At 54.6% G+C, this 19,298-nt stretch carries 22 protein-coding genes and 2 pseudogenes; 10 read left to right on the top strand and 14 right to left on the bottom strand.

Going from position 1 to position 19,298, the window contains the following annotated elements; all coding sequences use genetic code 11:
- Positions 1 to 16 precede the first annotated feature (16 nt).
- The 4 genes and pseudogenes from dmsD to LRS40_RS19755 form a co-directional block, all read right to left on the bottom strand.
- The gene (dmsD, locus tag LRS40_RS19770; RefSeq protein WP_231312457.1) at positions 17 to 616 is read right to left on the bottom strand and encodes a Tat proofreading chaperone DmsD; all 600 of its coding nucleotides are present in this window, start codon (positions 614 to 616) and stop codon (positions 17 to 19) included.
- Between the two features lie 43 nt (positions 617 to 659).
- Positions 660 to 1,514, bottom strand: a complete 855-nt coding sequence (locus LRS40_RS19765) for a dimethyl sulfoxide reductase anchor subunit family protein (protein ID WP_231312456.1) — start codon at positions 1,512 to 1,514, stop codon at positions 660 to 662.
- Between the two features lies 1 nt (position 1,515).
- The gene (locus LRS40_RS19760; protein ID WP_231312455.1) at positions 1,516 to 2,133 is read right to left on the bottom strand and encodes a DMSO/selenate family reductase complex B subunit; all 618 of its coding nucleotides are present in this window, start codon (positions 2,131 to 2,133) and stop codon (positions 1,516 to 1,518) included.
- A gap of 10 nt (positions 2,134 to 2,143) precedes the next feature.
- Positions 2,144 to 3,178 (bottom strand): annotated as a pseudogene (locus LRS40_RS19755) (molybdopterin dinucleotide binding domain-containing protein); the annotation flags it as partial.
- Positions 3,179 to 3,478: 300 nt separating this feature from the next.
- Between LRS40_RS19755 and LRS40_RS19750 the strand changes: the two are divergent.
- The 4 genes from LRS40_RS19750 to LRS40_RS19735 all read left to right on the top strand — a co-directional run bounded on the left by LRS40_RS19750 (position 3,479) and on the right by LRS40_RS19735 (position 7,128).
- Positions 3,479 to 4,804: a site-specific integrase gene (locus LRS40_RS19750; protein WP_370649923.1), complete on the top strand. Its 1,326-nt coding sequence runs from the start codon at positions 3,479 to 3,481 to the stop codon at positions 4,802 to 4,804.
- A 13-nt stretch (positions 4,805 to 4,817) separates the two neighbouring features.
- Positions 4,818 to 5,426: a hypothetical protein gene (locus tag LRS40_RS19745; protein ID WP_231312453.1), complete on the top strand. Its 609-nt coding sequence runs from the start codon at positions 4,818 to 4,820 to the stop codon at positions 5,424 to 5,426.
- 779 nt (positions 5,427 to 6,205) lie between these two features.
- Positions 6,206 to 6,946, top strand: coding sequence for a KilA-N domain-containing protein (locus LRS40_RS19740; protein ID WP_231312452.1), 741 nt, complete (start codon positions 6,206 to 6,208; stop codon positions 6,944 to 6,946).
- Positions 6,943 to 7,128 carry a hypothetical protein gene (locus tag LRS40_RS19735; RefSeq protein ID WP_231312451.1) on the top strand — a complete coding sequence of 62 codons (186 nt, stop codon included), beginning with the start codon at positions 6,943 to 6,945 and terminating at the stop codon, positions 7,126 to 7,128. Before LRS40_RS19740 ends, LRS40_RS19735 begins: the two co-directional genes overlap by 4 nt.
- On the opposite strand, the gene LRS40_RS19730 is transcribed toward LRS40_RS19735, so the two are convergent.
- Positions 7,109 to 7,417 (bottom strand): hypothetical protein, encoded by a 309-nt coding sequence (locus LRS40_RS19730; RefSeq protein ID WP_231312450.1) that lies wholly within the window; start codon positions 7,415 to 7,417, stop codon positions 7,109 to 7,111. The two genes, LRS40_RS19735 and LRS40_RS19730, sit on opposite strands and share 20 nt — an antisense overlap.
- A gap of 222 nt (positions 7,418 to 7,639) precedes the next feature.
- Here LRS40_RS19730 and LRS40_RS19725 point away from each other — a divergent pair, with 222 nt between their 5' ends.
- Both LRS40_RS19725 and LRS40_RS19720 read left to right on the top strand, forming a co-directional pair.
- Positions 7,640 to 8,131 carry a hypothetical protein gene (locus LRS40_RS19725; protein ID WP_231312449.1) on the top strand — a complete coding sequence of 164 codons (492 nt, stop codon included), beginning with the start codon at positions 7,640 to 7,642 and terminating at the stop codon, positions 8,129 to 8,131.
- Between the two features lie 62 nt (positions 8,132 to 8,193).
- Positions 8,194 to 9,174 carry a hypothetical protein gene (locus LRS40_RS19720; protein ID WP_231312448.1) on the top strand — a complete coding sequence of 327 codons (981 nt, stop codon included), beginning with the start codon at positions 8,194 to 8,196 and terminating at the stop codon, positions 9,172 to 9,174.
- Between the two features lie 463 nt (positions 9,175 to 9,637).
- On the opposite strand, the pseudogene LRS40_RS19715 reads toward LRS40_RS19720, so the two are convergent.
- A pseudogene (locus LRS40_RS19715) lies at positions 9,638 to 11,062 on the bottom strand (molybdopterin-dependent oxidoreductase); the annotation flags it as partial.
- Between the two features lie 150 nt (positions 11,063 to 11,212).
- Positions 11,213 to 11,518 (bottom strand): DUF1161 domain-containing protein, encoded by a 306-nt coding sequence (locus LRS40_RS19710; RefSeq protein WP_142489351.1) that lies wholly within the window; start codon positions 11,516 to 11,518, stop codon positions 11,213 to 11,215.
- Positions 11,519 to 11,624: 106 nt separating this feature from the next.
- Here LRS40_RS19710 and LRS40_RS19705 point away from each other — a divergent pair, with 106 nt between their 5' ends.
- Complete coding sequence (locus tag LRS40_RS19705) at positions 11,625 to 12,335, top strand: YnfC family lipoprotein (protein ID WP_231312447.1); 711 nt, start codon at positions 11,625 to 11,627, stop codon at positions 12,333 to 12,335.
- A 39-nt stretch (positions 12,336 to 12,374) separates the two neighbouring features.
- Here the strand turns inward: LRS40_RS19705 and LRS40_RS19700 are convergent, their stop codons facing one another.
- The gene (locus LRS40_RS19700; protein WP_231312446.1) at positions 12,375 to 12,704 is read right to left on the bottom strand and encodes a DUF1283 family protein; all 330 of its coding nucleotides are present in this window, start codon (positions 12,702 to 12,704) and stop codon (positions 12,375 to 12,377) included.
- Positions 12,705 to 12,852: 148 nt separating this feature from the next.
- Between LRS40_RS19700 and LRS40_RS19695 the strand changes: the two genes are divergently transcribed.
- The 3 genes from LRS40_RS19695 (at position 12,853) to LRS40_RS19685 (ending at position 15,529) form a co-directional block, all read left to right on the top strand.
- Positions 12,853 to 13,179: a YnfA family protein gene (locus LRS40_RS19695; RefSeq protein WP_231312445.1), complete on the top strand. Its 327-nt coding sequence runs from the start codon at positions 12,853 to 12,855 to the stop codon at positions 13,177 to 13,179.
- Between the two features lie 110 nt (positions 13,180 to 13,289).
- Complete coding sequence (gene manD, locus LRS40_RS19690) at positions 13,290 to 14,504, top strand: D-mannonate dehydratase ManD (RefSeq protein WP_231312444.1); 1,215 nt, start codon at positions 13,290 to 13,292, stop codon at positions 14,502 to 14,504.
- 11 nt (positions 14,505 to 14,515) lie between these two features.
- Positions 14,516 to 15,529, top strand: coding sequence for a Zn-dependent oxidoreductase (locus tag LRS40_RS19685; protein WP_231312443.1), 1,014 nt, complete (start codon positions 14,516 to 14,518; stop codon positions 15,527 to 15,529).
- Between the two features lie 184 nt (positions 15,530 to 15,713).
- On the opposite strand, the gene LRS40_RS19680 is transcribed toward LRS40_RS19685, so the two are convergent.
- The 6 genes from LRS40_RS19680 to LRS40_RS19655 all read right to left on the bottom strand — a co-directional run bounded on the left by LRS40_RS19680 (position 15,714) and on the right by LRS40_RS19655 (position 19,297).
- Positions 15,714 to 16,997 (bottom strand): site-specific integrase, encoded by a 1,284-nt coding sequence (locus LRS40_RS19680; protein WP_231312442.1) that lies wholly within the window; start codon positions 16,995 to 16,997, stop codon positions 15,714 to 15,716.
- A gap of 32 nt (positions 16,998 to 17,029) precedes the next feature.
- On the bottom strand, positions 17,030 to 17,281 hold the full coding sequence (gene xisR, locus LRS40_RS19675) for an excisionase family protein (RefSeq protein WP_231312441.1): 252 nt from the start codon (positions 17,279 to 17,281) through the stop codon (positions 17,030 to 17,032).
- Between the two features lie 99 nt (positions 17,282 to 17,380).
- Entirely contained in the window at positions 17,381 to 17,620 is a 240-nt protein-coding gene (locus LRS40_RS19670; RefSeq protein ID WP_231312440.1) for a DUF4060 family protein, read from the bottom strand.
- Positions 17,607 to 17,810 carry a hypothetical protein gene (locus LRS40_RS19665; RefSeq protein ID WP_231312439.1) on the bottom strand — a complete coding sequence of 68 codons (204 nt, stop codon included), beginning with the start codon at positions 17,808 to 17,810 and terminating at the stop codon, positions 17,607 to 17,609. The genes LRS40_RS19670 and LRS40_RS19665 overlap by 14 nt, the downstream gene beginning before the upstream one ends.
- Complete coding sequence (locus LRS40_RS19660; RefSeq protein ID WP_231312438.1) at positions 17,803 to 18,147, bottom strand: hypothetical protein; 345 nt, start codon at positions 18,145 to 18,147, stop codon at positions 17,803 to 17,805. Before LRS40_RS19660 ends, LRS40_RS19665 begins: the two co-directional genes overlap by 8 nt.
- Positions 18,148 to 18,181: 34 nt before the next feature.
- Positions 18,182 to 19,297 carry a RecT family recombinase gene (locus LRS40_RS19655; protein ID WP_231312437.1) on the bottom strand — a complete coding sequence of 372 codons (1,116 nt, stop codon included), beginning with the start codon at positions 19,295 to 19,297 and terminating at the stop codon, positions 18,182 to 18,184.
- Position 19,298: the final 1 nt, after the last annotated feature.

Genomic DNA, 19,298 nt, shown 5'->3' with positions numbered 1-19,298 from the left:
CAAGCCAGGGATGTTATTAACGGTACAGCGGTTTCTCTGCCACCGGAATCAATAACGTGGACTGCCAGTCGGCCAGCGTCAGCTGCGCCAGCTGTCCCAGCGCCCGGTAGAACGGGTGGCCCGCGTTTTCGACAAACACGGCGAGAAAACGGGTGCTCCACGGCAAAAGATGCCAGGCCAGGAGCTGATCCCGTTCAGCATCACGCCCGGTTTCTGCCAGCCAGGCGGCCAGCAACAGCAGGGTACCAAAGCTATCTTCCGGTTCGTTCTGCGCCATCTCAAAGGCGATGCCGTTGTCGCGCATCCACTGGCGCAGCGCCAGGGTGGAGTCGCCGAACAGCACTGATTCACGATCCAGCCACACCGATCCCCACGGAGGGGCGGGCAGCGCCCAGGGGCCGATAAACAGCCGCTGCCAGGCATCGGGGAGCGGTTCGTCGGCCTGCTGGCGCAGTGTGTCGGCGATGGGGGCTAACTGCCCGGGCGGCAGCGGCCAGTCCTGCTGCCAGTCGCCCTGGGTCAGGGCCGTCACCAGCGGGGCAGCCTGCTCGCTGTCCGGGGCGAAATAAAACAGTGCGCCCAGTACCCGGGCGGTAAATGCAAAACCTTCATTCATTACTGCATTCCTTGAACGGCGCGGGTTGCCCCGCGCTGACAGATTATCCGGCAATCGCCATACCCACGGTCATATGCAGACCGTAGAAGACGCCACGGCCAATAAGCTCTCCGGCCACCACCAGCAGCAGCCCCAGCGTGAGCCCTGGTAAAGTGGGCGTTTTACGACGCACCAGCGCGCACAGCCAGCAGCCCAGCCCGGCCGCAAGCAGTATGATACGCCACACCTGCAGGGAACCATAATCCGGCACCAGTGTGTTGGCCTGCTGGACTGAACTCTGGATCGTCCCGAGTTCGCCACTTTGCAGGATCACCGCCGCCGCGCTTGCCAGCAGCGCCAAAGCAGCGATCCCTGCCGCCGCCCGGGTGTTAAACGGTGCTTTCGCCATCCGCACCAGCAGGGCGGCAAACAGCGGACCACCGAGCAGCATCGTCAGGAAGAAATTCAGGGTGGTGTAGCCGTTATGCCAGGTGGGCACCGTGTCTATCTGATACACGCGGGTCATCGCCCAGACAAAGACCAGCCCCAGCACCATGCTCAGCACCAGCCAGATCCTACCCAGCAAAGCGGGCATCCTGCCGAGCACGGCCACTAACCACCAGAAGCCGCCGACGGCAAAGAACAGCGCCCCGCTGGCAATTTCGTTACTCAGGCCGGATGCGCCGACGCGATTGAGGGAGTTAAAGGCGCGCAGCGGCGAGCCGAGGTGCAGCACGGAGGCGACAAAGCCCATCCCCATCACCAGCCACAACCAGAACATGCTGCGTACCAGCCGATAGCGCACCCGCGGGTCGTGCTCGCGAAGCCAGGCTCCGCCCGCCAGGATTAACGCGCCAGCGACGCACTGGCCGAACACGGTAAAAATAACCAGCGGCCATTCATGCCATCCGTTTCCCATCTCACACCTCCTTCGGATTGGCCAGGTAGCCGGTGGTATCACCCGTGGGTCGGCTGTTGGCATTGGGTTTTATGACGATACTCGGCTTCGTGAAGTGCGCCGACGGCAGCGGGGCAACGGCGGCCAGCTTGCCGTGTTTTTTGCGCAGCTCTTCTATCGGGCCAAAGTCCAGGGCCCGCAGCGGGCAGGATTCGACGCAGATCGGCTTGTGACCCCCCGCCACGCGCTCGTGGCAGCCGTCGCACTTGGTCATATGCCCTTTGGCGGCGTTGTACTGCGGGGCGCCGTACGGGCAGGCCATATGGCAGTAGCGACACCCGATGCAGACATCTTCGTCCACCACCACAAAGCCGTCGTCGCGCTTGTGCATCGCCCCGCTGGGGCAGACTTTGGTGCAGGCCGGATCCTCGCAGTGGTTGCAGGCGATGGAGAGGTAGTAGGCAAACACGTTCTGATGCCAGACCCCGTTGTCCTCCTGCCAGTCGCCGCCCGCATACTCGTAAATGCGGCGGAAGCTGACGTCCGGGGTCAGGTCCTTGTAATCCTTGCACGCCAGCTCGCAGGTTTTGCACCCGGTGCAGCGGCTGGAATCAATAAAAAATCCATACTGAGTGGTCATCGGCTACTCCTTACGCCTTCTCGATTTGCACCAGATTGGTGTGTTGAGGGTTGCCCTTCGCCAGCGGCGACGGACGGTGCGTGGTCAGGGTGTTCATGCAGGCGCCGTGGTCAACGCGGTCGCCCTGCATATCCGCCTGATGCCATGCCCCCTGGCCCATGGCGCTGACGCCCGGCATGATCCGCGGCGTCACTTTGGCGGCAATGCGCACTTCGCCGCGGGTGTTGAAGACCCGCACCATATCGCCGTTTTTGATCCCGCGAGCCTGGGCATCCACCGGGTTGAGCCACACTTCCTGGCGGCAGGCAGCCTGCAGCACATCCACGTTGCCGTAGCTGGAGTGGGTGCGGGCTTTGTAGTGAAAGCCGAACAGCTGGAGCGGAAACTGGCCGCGATCGTCCGAGTCCCAGCCTTCGAAGGTGGAGGCATACACCGGCAGCGGGCTGATGGTTTCGTCCTCCTGAAGCTCCCACTTGTCGGCAATCTCTGCCAGCCGGCTGGAGTAGATTTCGATTTTACCCGACGGGGTTTTCAGCGGGTTGGCCTCGGGATCGTCGCGGAATTTCTTATACGCCACGAAGTGACCGTTGGGATCTTTGCGCTTATAGATACCCATCTCTTTCAGCGCCTCGTAAGAGGGGAGCTGCGGATCTTTTGCCACCATTTTGGCGTACAGATATTGCAACCACTCCGCCTGGGTGCGGCCTTCGGTAAAGCGTTGATGGATATCCGGCCCGAGGCGTTTCGCCACTTCGCTCATGATCCAGTAGATGGGTTTACGTTCGAATTTCGGCGCGGTCACCGGCTGAAGGAAGATCAGGTAGCCCATATTCCCGGCGTAATCGTTGGGAATGATGTCCTCCTGTTCGACGGTCATTAAATCGGGCAGAAGCAGGTCGGCGTATTTCGCCGATGAGGTCATGAAGTTGTCGATCACCACAATCATTTCGCATTTGCTTTCGTCCTGCAGAATGTCGTGGGTTTTGTTGATGTCCGAATGCTGGTTGATGATGGTGTTGCCAGCGTAGTTCCAGATGAACTCCATTGTCAGACGGATGGATGGACTTGAAGTAGTTGACTCAATGCTACTTAAGGTCCTGATATGAATGACATTAATCATGATAACGCTGTATATTCACCCAGTTCTTTATCTGGGTCTCCCTATCTGTATACGCAAGGTTACACCCCAAGTCCTGACACAAGGCTGACACAAATCAATCTCTTGGCTAAGCCTCAGATAGTCCGCAGAGCCAACGGTAGGTATACTATCCGTCTACGGCTTAAAGGGGACACCAAGCCATTTCTTTCAGTATCGACCCGCAGTACAGACAGGAGAGTCGCCGTCATGCGTCAGAGAGAGTTAGCCGCTACAGCTAAAGCATTCATGTTGGATAAGCCGGAAGTCTCACTACAGGCTCTTACAGCCCACCTCCGGGCCATGGCTGAGCAGTTCCTGACAGACGCTAGTGATGATTATTGGAATGGGGTAGACGTTGCTACTCTGGTCGACGAGAAGTCGAACCTGAGGGAGCTAGCCGCTACGCAAGCCTTGAGTCTGGACCAGCAGAAGGGCATAAGGTTGGCGCTGGAAGTCGTGACCGCAGCACAGCAGCGCGTAGACACTGGTGATACCTCTGGTCTGATTAAGCTGGTTAGTGATGATAACCCTACAGATTACTCAACTATAGGCGACTCTATGGCAATTCTGAGTAACGAGCAGGGGGTCAGCCCGGAAGTATTCACGAGAGAGACGAGCAATTGGTCATCTTTAGTACAGGCTGTCTTGTCTGAGAAGGTTACGACCCTGAAGTCATCCAGCTACAAGGACCTGTCGTCCTCACTGAATACTGTCTCTCGGTTCATCGCACCAGATATGGACCTGATGTCCCGCTCTGAGTGGCTGGCAGTGAGGGACGCTATGCTAGCTGATGAAGTGAGACCATCGACGATTAACAAGCTGCTGACCAAGGCGAAGATGTGCCTTGATTACGGTCTGATGAATGGGCAACTTGAGGGCCGCAATCCGATTGAGCGCATGAAGCTGACCAAGGATGTCGACTCGAAGCGTAGAGCATTCACTGACGAGGAGCTGGAGAGACTTCTTGTCCGGGTAGAGGCTGAGTATCAGTTTACACGACACACCGCTCACACGACCTCTGAGGCTCGCAGGTGGGCAACTCTGGTCTCTGTAGTCACGGGTGCTCGGTCTGCTGAGGTCTGCCACCTAGCTAAACGTGACGTTGTAACGATTGATAAGATGGTCTGCATCGACATCAATGAAGATGGGGACGGGAAGTCCGTAAAGAACAAGCATTCAGTCCGACTTGTACCGCTAACCGATGGCGCTTATGGGTTTGACCTGACGTCCTTTCTGTCGTGGGTAGACGCTCAGCCTGATGATGGTCCTCTCTTCAGGATGACACCGAGCGCCTACTCAAGCTGGTTTAACTCTAGGGTCCTGACTGAGGCCCTGCCAGACTCTACGGACGTCTCTCTCCATAGCCTGAGGCATTGGCTGGCGACCCGTATGAAAGAGCGTGGAGTCAATCTGGTGGACGCTCAAGGCATCTTAGGTCATAGCTCGCAGTCAATCACTTACGACCTGTACGGGAAGGGACACGCGGTAGGACGTCTGGCTGATGCGCTGAATCTGGCACTGGTAGGGATGTGAGTCGAGAATCATAATGGTTAAAGAGTTTAAAGTCCGTAAAGAAAATAAGCCTTCATATGAATGTATGAATACTGCTGAAACTTGTTTGGGGCTGGCTGGAATGGCTTCGGAAGATTGGCAACGTGAGCATCATTGCCGCACAGGTATAATATTTACTGCTTTTGCTATTGAGGCAATGTTCATCTTCTATAGAAAACAGGTTGACCCCGGCTACGATAAGACGCAGAAAGAGTGCAGAAAGACAATGCACAAGAATACGTTAAAGTTGTGCGGTATAAACAATTATATGGGGACAAAACCTTACCAAATTATCAAAGAGTGTCTTGAGGTAAGAGACGCTATTGCTCACGGCGATTCGTATACATCGAGCTTTAATTTCTCGGCGGATCATTTGGATAACCAAGATGATATTGCAAGAAGTGTCTTGGCGGTAAACTCTGAACAATTTCGTGGATTAACTGTTGAGCGCCTTGCAAAATACATTGAAATGGCAAAGCATATTGACCATGAGATTTCTGATAACGGTTACAGGCCTTCTGAAGGTTACCTTCCAGCAGCCGAGCGTAGAAGCCTGATGTTAGCTTTTGGCGTCAGTGGCGTGTCAATGTGGCCCAGTGCTTGAGCGTGGGGACATAACTGTCACTATAGGAAATAGATATGGTTCTGTGGAACATTGCAAATGATATAGTTTATGCTGGTGACCATTAGCAAGCATTATACCCTCACTGTAGGGAGAGGCCCTAAGTCCCCGACCCACATACATTCATTAAGTCTCAGGCTTCCGGTAGCGGACCGATTGGAAACCATCCGCAGCGCCTAGTGTTAAATCACCTTGGCCTGAGACCATTCTCTTTAACGTAGGTTATCTTCCCTTTTGACAGGCGGGGAGCAGAAGACCACATCCGGCTTTAAGTTGGCTCTGTGATAATCGCTGCGCGGATAACTGAAGAACCAAGACATCATTGCTGAGGTCTGCCACCCATTTGTGGACAGGCGGAAACTCAAAGAGGTTAGACCAGTAGTGGTGTCTGAGGTTGGACTTTGAGCCCTGACCAGCAGGCTGGAGAGACCATGAGTTTGTCTTGTTATGGATTGTGTTTATCACAATTCCAATAAGAAGAACTTTAAGTCCAGCCAGCCAAAGTAAATATATGGTCGCAAATCTTATACCCTCACTATAGGAACGACACCGATAAAATACTTATGCCTGCCTCTGGTCTTGATGCGTCAAGTCATGCGGAAATATTCTTCTGTGTCTTCCACTTTAATTACGTGGTCATCCCCGACCAATCAATCCAATTCGCTTTCGTAAGCACTTTCGGCGGCTCCACTTGGTTGCGCTGAATTGGTGTGGAAACCCGCAGGGGACGAAAGTGCTTAACTAAAGGAGCAACCTTTATTATGAATGCCAACATCGAAGCTCTACCCATCGTGATTAATGAGCATTCGTTCATTTGCAACGACCAGCGTATGTGGAATCTGAACGAGATTCACCGGGTCTTGCGACTGGAGGATAGAAAGTCGCCATCTGACTGGAACAACAAAGTTAGAGACGCTTTAAGCAGCTCCGGAAATTTCCGGACCTCCAATGGTAACGGTACGTGGGCGACTGAGGAGGGGACTGTGGCTTATGCTATGTGGGTCTCGACCGAGTTCTACCTAATGGTCATACGCGCTTTCATCTTCATGCGTAATGATGCTGTCATTCGTGAACGTGTCGCCGTTAAACAAGCTGACGAGGCTAACGCTGGTTTATCCATCGCAGCCCCTAAAGCAGACATCTTTGACGGTCGTCTATCACGTGGCGGCTCCGTACCGTGGAACTGGGCATGTAAAGCCTTGGGACTTGCACCTGTGAAGCTAAAAGAGGGCCTGACGCGCTCCCGTAAGTTCGTCCAGAAATGGGACCCGGATAGCTGCACTGATGCAATACGTCCGGCATCTACAGCTTTTGAACGTGGTCTATTTGTCGAGAAAATCGTAATGAACAAACGTACATGGCAGGTAACAGCGAGTGGGTATGCTTGGATGGAAGAAAACGCCCAGAAGTGGCGGGAGCTTATAGCAGAGGGTGACCGACTAAAGGCTGCTGTCCGGCGTGCAAAGAAGCAAGCTGAGAAGCGTAAAGGAGCCAGCGTATGATTGACCCACGCACTCCCGAAGGCCGTTTGACCCTGCGTTACCGTGGTCTCCGTACTTCACTACTTTTGTCGATGCTTGGTTTGGATAAAGACGCCACGGATAACCGACCGTTTTACTCTCGTAATGAGCTAATAGAAAGATTGGTTATCCGTGATATGGAAATTAGCCGAGGAAATAAGTAAGTAATCCTCTGGTCACTGCGTCAGTAAATCCCACAAGTAATGCGATAGCCGAAGGAATGATATTAATTGCTGCGGCAGAAAGTGATTTTATTATTCTCTGTTCTTTGGGTGCCTTTATTAAAACCGCAAAGATAAACACTGGAATGAATGCAAGTAGGGCTACGGTGATTATACGTTCAAGCATATACAGTGTGTGCCAAGTTATCCCACCTGTTATATATCCAGCGCTGTATCCAACTGCATAAAAGCAGGCCAAGTAAAGTAATAAGCTAATAGCTAATTTGGGCATGAAACATTCCTGAGTGTCTTTGTAAAGGTTGTCGCAGCTTAGCAAATAACCACATACCTATTGATCGTTTGTTCCAATCGCAATGTCTCCAATTGATCGTTCAGAGTGATCAAACCTAACCCTATTTTAAACCTTTTGAGAATGACCGATGCGGGGAGACCCGTAGGCATAACTGTGTCTGCGATACCGATAGTTCTCACCTTCTCAAGAGGAGTACGAACAATGTTATTTGACCAAAACGACTGGAAACTCAAAGTCACCGACATCGACCTTTACGCAAATACTTGCAAGCTGGACGGTCAGTCCTATCCGCTGTCGCTCGCTATCAAGACCCTCATTCCGGGCTATCTGTCTGGCCTGCCGTCTACCAGCCGCGAGACAATGGAGTTACTGGAAGCTCTGGCTGAAGCTGGCGTGACCATTGGTAACTTCTTCAGTAATGACCTGATGACCGCCTACCAACGCCGCCAGATGAATAAGCGTGTCGAGGCTGAGCGTATCGCTAAAGAGCTGGCGTCTCAGAAAGAGCGTACCCGCGAAATGTTCATGACCGAAGACGAATGGCAGAAAGAGCTACAGCGCCGCGAACAGGTTAAAGCTGAACGCCGGACCTATGGTGCGGAGGTTCGCAGTGCTACCCATTCCGCTGGTCGCTCCAAGGCTGCAATTATGGCTGACCTCGATAGTGGCGCTAACTGGATGGATTCCATCTAAGAACACGGTCCCTGACTTACTGTTAGGGGCTTCAAGCATTGAACTCAAGGAGATTAATTATCATGACTATGACTAAAGACGCTTTCCAGTTTGGCATTGAGCCTGTTCGTATCACCGACACCGACAACCTCCAGATTAACGAAGGCTTACCAACTAACGCGGACCCGCAGTTCTACGCTCTTGAACTGGCTAAGCTGGTCAAGTCCATGCTGAACGGTGTGCTTAAAGACGCTCAGGAGAACATCCCTTTCCCTGTTGAGCTGCTGCCGACCCGTAACAGCTTACCGACCCCAATCATTGCTCACACTCTGGCTGACCGCTCCGTGGTCGTTCCGGTACGTGGCGGTAAGACTCCCGCTGTAGTCACCGCTGCCGCTGGTAGCGAGATCACCGTTGAACCAATCGAAAAGGCCATTCTCGTCAGCCATCAGGCGAAGCTGTGGGACTCCAAGTCCTCTACTGGTTTCACTGTTGGGACACTTCAGCAAGACGCTCTGAACATCTGCGAGAATGTGGTCCGTACCATCAACGCTAAAATGGTCGATGTATTACTGACCTCTAAGCTGCTGAAGACGGTAGATTATCCGAAGCTGACCGGGAGTCTTTTGCCTAAGGCGGAGGCTATCGTAGACGCGCTGTTTGAGAGTACCGACTCCGCTTATGGCTCTGAGGTGTCCAGCTATGGCATCCTTGCTCATGAGTCCCATATGTCCGCTCTCTCCCGTCTGGCTGTGAAGAACGGCTTTGGTGGAGAGGATGCAGTAAAGGACATGCTGGGTACAGACATCGCCTACTATAACGGGACTGACCATGGCCTATTCATGTTGGCGAAGCACTTCACCTGTCTGTCCTTTGGCTGTCTGCGTCATGATGGCGAACATATCACTGTGGTTCTTTCCCGGGATGGCGACTCTCAGTCCCATGACCTTGAGATTCTCGGTAAGGTATTCGTGGTCGCTGAGGCTGCTACGACTGTGAAGATGAAGACAGGAAGTGCTACTGCTGTGTTACCAGTGGTTAAGTGCCTGAGCTTTAGCAAGTAATCTAACTAACTAACAATAACGACTATTGGTCAGACTTCCGAACTGGATGTCTGGCCTTTATTTTGTACTAGTAATCTAGTTCACAAGTGCAATGAGAAGGAGGACCTAATGGACCTACACAAAGTCTATCTCGGGGTCTTCCTGCTGAAGTTAGTGCTTGTTGTTTGGCTAATGGCTATTAGACGATGAGTTTTTGACTGAAAAATGTGAGGACCCATATCACTCTTTAAGCAGACGACAGCTCCCCCATAGGCCCCCTGCTGGGAGTCCAACAGACCGGGGTCGAGACGGTAAGTTATCACCTTAGGCTGGTGGTTGAGACGCTCAGTCCTGACTACAAGCACTGGAGGCCTCTCGTGACTCTAACGAGTAACTGAATGACACAAGGCTGACACAAAGGCTGACACAAGGTCTTGACTCAATGTAGGACCTCAGGTGTAATGCGGTCTCACTTCAAGTCCTTGAAGTTCCAGATGAATTTGATCGGCACGTCGAGCTTCTCTTTGCCGCGCACCCCGTCGCGGGTGGCGGTCATCTCTGGCCCGCGGGCGATGGCGTCGGTCCAGCTGAAGCAGGAGATCTGCGTTTTGACCGGGTTATCCGGCAGCGGCATCCGTTCGATGGTGATGGTGTAAGTCGATTCACGCGCGCCGCTGTTGCCGCCGTGAATACCGACGTTGCCGGTGAGGATCGGCAGCATGGCGATGGCGCGGGAGGTCAGCTCGCCGTTGGCCTGTCGCTGTGGACCCCAGCCCTGGCAGATATACGCGGGTTTGGCGGTGCCGATCTCCCGTGCCAGCTTGATGATGCGGTCGGCAGGAATACCGGTGATAGCCGCAGCCCACTCCGGCGTTTTGGCGGTGGCGTCCTCGCCGTGGCCCAGAATGTACGCCTTGTAATGACCGTTGGCGGGGACGCCTTCCGGCAGGGTGGTTTCATCGTACCCGACGCAGTATTTGTCGAGGAACGGCTGGTCGACGAGGTTTTCGTTAATCAGGACCCAGGCGATACCCGCCACCAGGGCCGCGTCCGTACCCGGGCGGATCGGGATCCACTCATCCTCTCGTCCGGCGGCGGTGTCGGTATAGCGAGGATCGATGACGATCATGCGCGCATTCGAGCGTTCGCGCGCCTGCTCCAGGTAATACGTGATCCCGCCGCCGCTCATGCGGGTTTCCGCCGGGTTGTTGCCGAACATCACCACCAGCTTGCTGTTTTCAATATCGGAGGTGCTGTTGCCGTCGTTACTGCCGTAGGTGTAGGGCATGGCACAGGCGATTTGCGCCGTACTGTAAGTGCCGTAATGGCTGAGGAACCCGCCGTAGCAGTTCATCAGACGGGCCACCAGAGAGGCGTAAGGCGAGGAGCGGGTGATGTTACCGCCGACAATTCCGGAACTGTAATTAATGTAGACCGCTTCGTTGCCGTATTTCGCTACTACGTCGCGCAGGCTGTTGGTGAGCAGATCCAGCGCCTCATTCCAGCTGATGCGTTCGAACTTGCCTTCGCCCCGTTTGCCGACACGCTTCATGGGATAATTCAATCGGTCGGGATGGTTGATGCGTCGACGGATCGAGCGCCCGCGCAGGCAGGCGCGTACCTGATGGTTGCCGTAGACATCGTCGCCGGTATTGTCCGTTTCGACCCAGTACACCTCATCGTCCCGCACGTGAAGCCGCAGCGCGCAACGGCTGCCGCAGTTAACCGAACAGGCGCCCCACACCACTTTATCCGGGCCGGGTTGTAGCGAATCTTTGAGTGCGGCGGCGGCGGGGCGTAAACCGAAAGGTAGTGACAGACCCCCTGCGGCAAGGGCAAGGGATCCGATGGCGGTGGATTTGACAAGGGTGCGGCGGCTGATCCCGCCGCCTTGCGCATTCTCTGACATAGCTCACTCCATTATGTTCTTTATCTGTGAACGTTTTAAGCCGTGATTAGGATCAGGCTAACGGAGTGGGAGTGTTACCTATTAAGGGGGAGATAATATTAATGTATATCAAAACAAAGGGGATTCCCCCGCCTGAACGGGGGAGCCTGTCTACTGCGGTTCGCGCGGTGCCGGGGCCTGGGTGCCGCCGCCGCTCACCGGATAATTTCCGCTGCTGGTGCGGGTATAGAGGATTTTCAGGGTGTCATTGGCGCAATGACCCACCACTTCGGCGTCGGGTTTATCGGCCTGATCGTTCGGCACAATGTTCAGCATAAAGCCGCTTTCCGGTACGCCATTGTTGATGATTCGCTGCTGAATATCGCTTTTGATCCGCTCGCAGTTATCGGGTGCCGCCAGTGCGGCAGGGGCAACGCCCGCCAGCAAAAGTGCAGTAATCCAGGGTAACCGTTTCATATCTGCCTCCTTACGACTGTGTATGACTATAATAGTAGCAGGGTTAATGTAAATGGTTGTATTTGCTAATATGACCGTGAGTTATCTTCGTCTATCGGTAGGTCATGTGAATAAACACGCGCTTGTACTTGTCCTGGCGGGTCTGTTGGCGGGGTGTGATAACGCCACCGCACCGCTGTCGTTTACGCCAGAGATGGCCAGCTTCTCTAACGAGTTCGATTTTGATCCGCTCCGCGGGCCGGTGAAGGACTTTAGCCAGACGCTTTTCAATGATAAAGGGGAGGTGGCGAAGCGCGTCAGCGGCACGCTGTCGGCGGAGGGCTGCTTTGACAGCCTCGAGTTGCAGGATCTGGAGTCGAATTCCGGCATCGCCCTGGTGCTGGATGCCAACTACTATCTCGATGCCCAGACCCAGCAGAAAAAGCTGCGGCTGCAGGGTAAATGCCAGCTGGCAGAGATGCCTGCGTCGGGCATTACATGGGATACCGACGACAACGGGTTTATCGTCAGCGCCCACGGTAAAAATATGGAAGTCCGCTATCGCTACGATACTGACGGCTATCCGCTGGGGAAAACCACCGTGGCCGGGGAGCAGCATCTGTCGATTACGGCAACCCCGTCATCAGATAAGCGTAAGCGAATGGACTATACCGCCGTCAGCCTGCTGAATGATAAACCGCTGGGTAATGTGAAACAGACCTGCGAGTACGACCGGCATAACAATCCGGAAGAGTGCGTGCTGGAAATTGTGGACGCGAGCGTGAAGCCTGCGGTGGCGCGTAAGTACACTATTAAAAACAGTATCGAATATTACTAAGCACCGCGCAGCAGGCTGCGCGGTAATGTCGGGCAGAAATCAGGGCGCCAGCGCGCGGCCGGTGCGGCGATCCAGGCAGCGCAGGGTGTTGGGCTCCCAGTAGGCATTCATGTTGGCGCTCTGCTGGCATTTATCCCGCGCATCAAAGGCGACATCCTCTTTATCCCACTCTTTCTCCACGCGGGTATTCACCTTTTGGCGCAGGTTGCGGGTGTCATTCCATTGCTCTTTATCCATGGCGGCATTTTGACGGCTCTGGGCGCTGTCGCCGGATTCAATAATCAGTTTGCTGGTATTGGCGGATACTGGCGCGACGAAGACCGCGGCCAGCAGGGCAACCAGACAGAGACGTGTGCTCAATTTACTCATAGCAATTTCCTTATGGATGGTGGAAATTCGAATCCCCACCGCAGATTCTATAACAGTCCATTTTGAGGGCAAACCCACATCGGGCATGTGGAAAGGATCCTTTCACATTCGGGTATGATACCGCATCACTCATCAGACAACGTTAAATATGTTTAAAACAACTCTGCTCTTTTTTGCCACCGCGATGTGCGAAATTATTGGCTGCTTTCTGCCCTGGCTGTGGCTGAAGAAAGGCGCGTCGGTGCTACTGTTAATTCCCGCGGGCATCGCCCTGGCGCTTTTCGTCTGGCTGTTAACGCTGCATCCGGCGGCCAGCGGACGCGTCTATGCCGCCTACGGTGGGGTGTACGTCTGCACCGCGCTGCTGTGGCTGCGGGTGGTGGATGGCGTGAAGTTGAGCCCGTATGACTGGGCTGGCGCACTGGTTGCGTTGTGCGGCATGCTGATTATTGTGGCAGGCTGGGGGCGCGCTTAGGCGCCTCATTCTGTGATCGAGCGAGGGTTTTTCGATCTTCATACTTGTATGGTAGTAGGGTTGTTGCGTAAATTTCCTGCATCACAACAAGAGATGTAAGGAACCGAAAAATGAAGATTGTAGGGGCTGAAGTTTTTGTCACCTGTCCAGGGCGTAACTTTGACACGCTGAAAATCACCACCGACGAAGGGATCGTTGGCCTGGGTGATGCCACCTTAAATGGCCGCGAATTGTCCGTGGCCTCGTACCTGAAAGATCATCTCTGCCCGCAGTTAATTGGCCGTGATGCCCACCGTATCGAAGATATCTGGCAGTTCTTTTATAAAGGCGCGTACTGGCGTCGCGGCCCGGTCACCATGTCGGCGATTTCCGCCATCGACATGGCGCTGTGGGACATTAAAGCCAAAGCCGCCAATATGCCGCTGTACCAGCTGCTGGGTGGCGCCTCCCGCGAAGGGGTAATGGTTTACTGCCACACTACCGGTCACACCATCGACGATGTGCTGGAAGATTACGCCCGCCATAAAGAGATGGGATTCAAGGCGATCCGCGTTCAGTGCGGTGTGCCGGGAATGAAAACCACCTACGGTATGTCTAAAGGAAAAGGGCTGGCGTATGAACCCGCTACCAAAGGCAACTGGCCGGATGAACAGCTGTGGTCAACCGAAAAATACCTCGATTTTACCCCGAAATTGTTTGACGCCGTGCGCAACAAGTATGGCTTTAATGAACACCTGCTGCATGACATGCACCACCGTCTGACGCCGATCGAAGCCGCGCGTTTCGGTAAGAGCATTGAGCAGTACCGGATGTTCTGGATGGAAGATCCAACCCCGGCTGAGAACCAGGAGTGCTTCCGTCTGATCCGCCAGCACACTGTTACGCCAATTGCGGTGGGCGAAGTGTTCAACAGCATCTGGGATTGCAAGCAGCTGATAGAAGAGCAGCTGATCGACTATATCCGTACCACCATCACCCACGCGGGTGGTATTACCGGGATGCGCCGGATTGCCGATTTCGCCTCGCTGTATCAGGTGCGCACCGGCTCGCACGGTCCGTCTGATCTGTCACCGATTTGCCACGCGGCGGCGCTGCACTTTGACCTGTGGGTGCCGAACTTTGGCGTGCAGGAGTACATGGGCTATTCCGAACAGATGCTGGAGGTGTTCAACACCAACTGGACCTTCGAAGACGGCTACATGCACCCGGGCGATAAACCGGGCCTGGGCATCGAGTTTGATGAAAAACTTGCGGCAAAATATCCCTACGATCCAGCCTACCTGCCGGTTGCCCGTCTGGAAGACGGCACGCTGTGGAACTGGTAAAGGAGCAGAAGATGAAAAGTATCGTTATTCAACAACCGAATACGCTGGTTATCGAAGATCGCCCGTTACCTGCTCCCGCCGCGGGCGAGGTGCGCGTCAAGGTGAAGCTGGCCGGGATCTGCGGTTCCGACAGCCATATCTATCGCGGCCATAATCCGTTCGCTAAATATCCGCGCGTCATCGGCCATGAGTTCTTTGGCGTGATTGATGCCGTCGGTGATGGCGTCGATAGCGCCCGCCTGGGGCAGCGCGTCTCGGTGGATCCGGTGATCAGCTGCGGCCACTGCTACCCGTGCTCGGTCGGCAAACCGAACGTCTGCACCTCGCTGGTGGTGCTGGGCGTCCATCGCGACGGCGGCTTCAGTGAGTACGCCGTGGTACCGGCCAAAAATGCCTGGGTCATCCCGGAGTCCATCAGCGATAAGTACGCGGTAATGGTGGAACCCTTCACCATCGCGGCCAACGTCACCGGCCACGCCAGCCCTACAGAACAGGATGTGGCCCTGATTTATGGCGCTGGCCCGATGGGGCTGGTCACCGTCCAGGCGCTGAAAGGCGTCTATAAGGTGAAGCAGGTGATTGTGGTCGATCGCATCGAAGAGCGCCTGGCGATGGCGCAGCGCAGCGGAGCCGACTGGGTTATCAACAATGGCAACCAGTCCCTGCAGGCGGTGCTGGACGAGAAGGGTATCAAGCCGACGCTGATTATTGATGCGGCCTGTCATCCCTCCATTTTGCAGGAAGCCATTACTCTGGCCTCGCCGGCGGCGCGCATCGTGCTGATGGGCTTCTCCAGCGAGCCGAGCCAGATTGTGCAGCAGGGAATTACCGGCAAAGAACTGTCTGTTTTCTCGTCCCGTCTGAATGCCAATAAGTTCCCGGTGGTGATCGACTGGCTGGAAAAAGGGCTAATCGATCCTGACAAACTTATTACCCATACCTTTGAGTATCAGCACGTTAAAGACGCCATTGAACTGTTTGAGAAAGACCAGCGGCAGTGCTGCAAGGTATTGCTGACCTTCTGATAACGATGAATGCGGTTTAGCGGTACGCATCTTACCCTGTTGAGATAGCCAATATGACTCAAGTACAACATGAAAGAACGACATCTGACCTGGTCAAAGCCGCCGTATCCGGGTGGCTTGGCACTGCGTTAGAATTTATGGATTTTCAGCGCTAGGAGGGGTATGTCGAGGATATATAAAGATATTATGCAGCGGTCCTGTCGCTGTGGGGCATGGTTGGGGCAAAGTCGCTTAATTTTGAGCTCAACATCGCGATCTGGTCCAGGTTGTTTTCCTCCATCCACTTCCCGTAAACCTGAAATACCATCTGCGCATCGGCATGCCCCATCTGGTTGGCAATGAAGTTTGGGTTTGCTCCTGCCGAAAGTGACCAGCATGCATAGGTGTGTCTCGACTGATAGGATTTCCGGTGGCGAAGGCCGGCTCTTTTCATCGCAGCATCCCAAGAGTTCCCAATGGAGTTTATCGAGAAGTGCTTACCATAATTTCCGGCCCTGGCTGTGAGAGACGGCAGGAAGACAAACATGCACTTGTTGAACTCTTTCTTTCCGTATTCCCTCAGCTTAACAGCTACGTTATGCTCCTGAGAGAGACGGGTCATTTCATACTGGCTTTTGAATGCCTCGAGGGCAGGCTCGATCAGGTGAACAACCCGATTAGTGCCCGCATTGGTTTTCGGCAGCGTGAATATCCCTTTCTGAGTCAGGCTTCTTCTGACGGTGATTGTTCCCGCCTTCAAGTCCACATCCTCCCAGGCAAGTCCGCACAGTTCACCCGGCCGCAACCCCGTGTAAACGGCGATAGCCCACAGATTCTTGCTCTGCTGATGGTGGCAGGCGGCAATCAGGCGAGGAAACTCCTCACGGGTGATCGGGTCAGGATCTGGGCGGGACTCACGCAAAGGGGCCACGCCGTTCATTGGTGACTTTGTGATGTAGCCATTTTCAACCGCAAACTGGAAGATACCGAACAACACGGTCATGTAGTTGTTCACAGTAACTGCGGATCGACCCCGCTTCGGAGTTTTATGACCCCGCTTCATGACCTGGAAACCCGTCAGCAGCTCCTTCCGGACTTCCAGCATGCTCTCTTTAGTGATTGAGGTGAGGAGGGTGTCAGGACCAATAATAGCCATGACATTTGCGATGACTCGCCCATAAGTGTTGAGCGATGATTCAGCCACCTCCATTTCCTTAAGTGCAAGCCATCTCCCAGACAGCTCGCCGACTGTTACTTCTTGCCTCGCCTCCCCGAACCGCGCCAGGTTCTGGGAGGAGGGGAACTGCTGGGCATAATTGAAGGTGCCGGTTTTGATGGCGTAGCAGATCGACGTCCGTAACTCGCCGGCCACCTTTCTGTTTTTGGGGGTGTCGGCCACCCCCAGGCTTTCACGCACTCTGACCCCTTTGTAGATGAACCACAGCCTTAGCGTGCCGCCGTGGTTTTCCACTCCTGTTGGGTATTTCATAACGATTCCTCGTTGGTTGATGGTCAGAGTATTTAAGCAGATTGTCGCCGCGGTTTCGCTAAGGCCTGGCGCTCAATCCAGCGGTCGATCTCGTCCATGTTGTAAAAACAAGGGCTGTTGTCCCATGGGCTACAGTCAAACGAGACGTGTTTGTATTCCTTCCCCTCCAGAAAAGTCTTCTCCCGCGCCTTCTTCAGCGTCCCCTTTTTAATCCCCTTCAGGGCTATCAACTGCTCCTCAGACACCCATTTCCCGGGCGATACCATCATGATTACTTCGCTCATACCTTTCTCCACTCAAACTTAATGCCGGGGCGAATTGGTTATATCTCCGCACCCGACACAGCTATCAGCTGTTTTAGGTTTCTTAGTGATATTTCAATATCAGGCGACCTGCCCGGGTAAGGATCGCAGGCGGCGCATGCCGGTCATCGCCGTGGCCACGTAGCTCGCCTTCCGGTTCACCACCTCCACCCAGACCTTCACTCCTTCCACCCGCACCGTGTACGTCTCCCGCATCTTGCTTCGGCCATAATCGCCGTAGCGTTCCTGATGGGCCGCCAGCGCGATGTCGCATGCCTGACGCGCCAGTGGTGACTGCGTGCTGCGGTTAATCAATCGCATGGTCACCGCCTTCTGGGTTAGATGGTTGACGGAAAACCGCTCGGGACGGCGACCAGTCGCAATATGCATCGGTTTCGGTATGCCCGAAAATTGCCTTACAGCGGCGGATATGCGCGCAGTCGCCGCAGGTCTTACCCTTCGGGAGTTGCATTTTGTCGGGGTCTGCCGGGTTATAATTCAGCTCAGTCATTCCAGGCCTCCAGCTCGTTCTGGATCTCTTCGTCGATAGCTTCGTTGCTGGCAAACGCATCAAGAATGGTCTTTGCCTCTTTGCGATAGCGCTCCCTGCATTCGCCATACCAGACAGAGAACTCTGAAGACCAACCAGCTACAGACCCGTCGAAGTCAAATTTCGCGTTATTTTCCGCAATTCGCTCAACCATACTGTCAGCAGTTATCAGGCCGCACTCGCGGATGTATCCACGCAGATGGTGCTTTCGCCACAACGGACTCACCTTCGAATCGCAAAGGCCTTTGAACTCAACTTCCCAGCGGCGGATACAGCGTGCATTTAGTGATTTACTCATGTCGTTACCGGGAGGGCGAACCCTCCCGCCTCCCTTAGGCCACGTATTCCGGTTTCATATCTGCCAGGGTGATGCTGAACTTATCGTGCAGCTCCTCACTCAGGTGGCGCTTCGCCGTTGCCAGCAGGCGTTCAGCTTCCGCGAACCGCTCAGCAGCACCCGGTTCGCCAGGCTGCGGAAGGGAATTAATAGCTGCGTCAACAGCATTGTGGTGCTTCACCAGGTGATAACGGCGCGTCGCCTTATTCTTCAGCTCCGTGAAAAGGGTGGTTCCGAGAGTGGCTTTCGAGTCGTTGATTTCATTGCCGACGCTGGTGGCTTCATCGAGTGTTTCTGCCTTCTCAATGCGATCCCGGAACTCATCAGCCATAGCGTCAATGTTTGCCGCCGACTCCTGCGCGCTGTGAGTGGTAGTTACAGTGTCACCGGAGATATCAGCCAGGCTTACACGTTGGGCGGGGGCCGGGTTGATCTCCTTTTCAGTGCGCTGCTCGACTTCATCCGGGGTGTACACCCCCAGAACGACCGCAGGGCAGTACAGACGCGCCCAATACTTGAGGGCCAGATACGCGATCTGCTGTTTAGGATTCGAAATCCACAGTGGAGAGTTACGTGTAATCACGCTGGACAGGAACACCGGTTCGCCCCAGGTGATCTCACTTTCGCCGCGAATGACGGCACCCACACGAACCGACAGACCTTGTTCGTCAGCACTGGTCCAGCCGCGCACCATTTCTTTCTTTTCGTACGTCCCGCCGCCTTTCGCCGGCTTCTTCACGATCTCTTCACGGCTACTGGCGCATTTCGACCAGTCCCCTTCGTACTCATAATGGAAACGGCCCGCAATGGCGTTAGAGCTCGAGATCACCGCGTTCACCAGCTGCGCTTCGTAGCCCAACACGCCGTTGACCAGGTGCGTTTTCTGCGCCACGGCGTAAGGATTCATGCCCCACTGCATGGCCTGCATGATGATGGCCATGCAGTCGGCTGGGTTGCCGCGAAGATGTTCAGGGACAGTTACAGCAGCCTGAGCCATCAAGCCGGCAACGGCCTGCAGCTGGGTTAATGCCTGCACATTGAAGATGGCGTTGCTGGCAGAGATAGTGTTTGGAGCCTGCTGCTCCGCGGTTACAATATTCATGTTTTCCATC

This window comes from Leclercia sp. G3L (genome assembly GCF_021117075.1).
GTDB lineage: Bacteria > Pseudomonadota > Gammaproteobacteria > Enterobacterales > Enterobacteriaceae > Enterobacter > Enterobacter adecarboxylatus_C.
The sequence above is the reverse complement of the archived record's forward strand: the minus strand, read 5'-3'. Positions and strand labels throughout refer to the sequence as shown.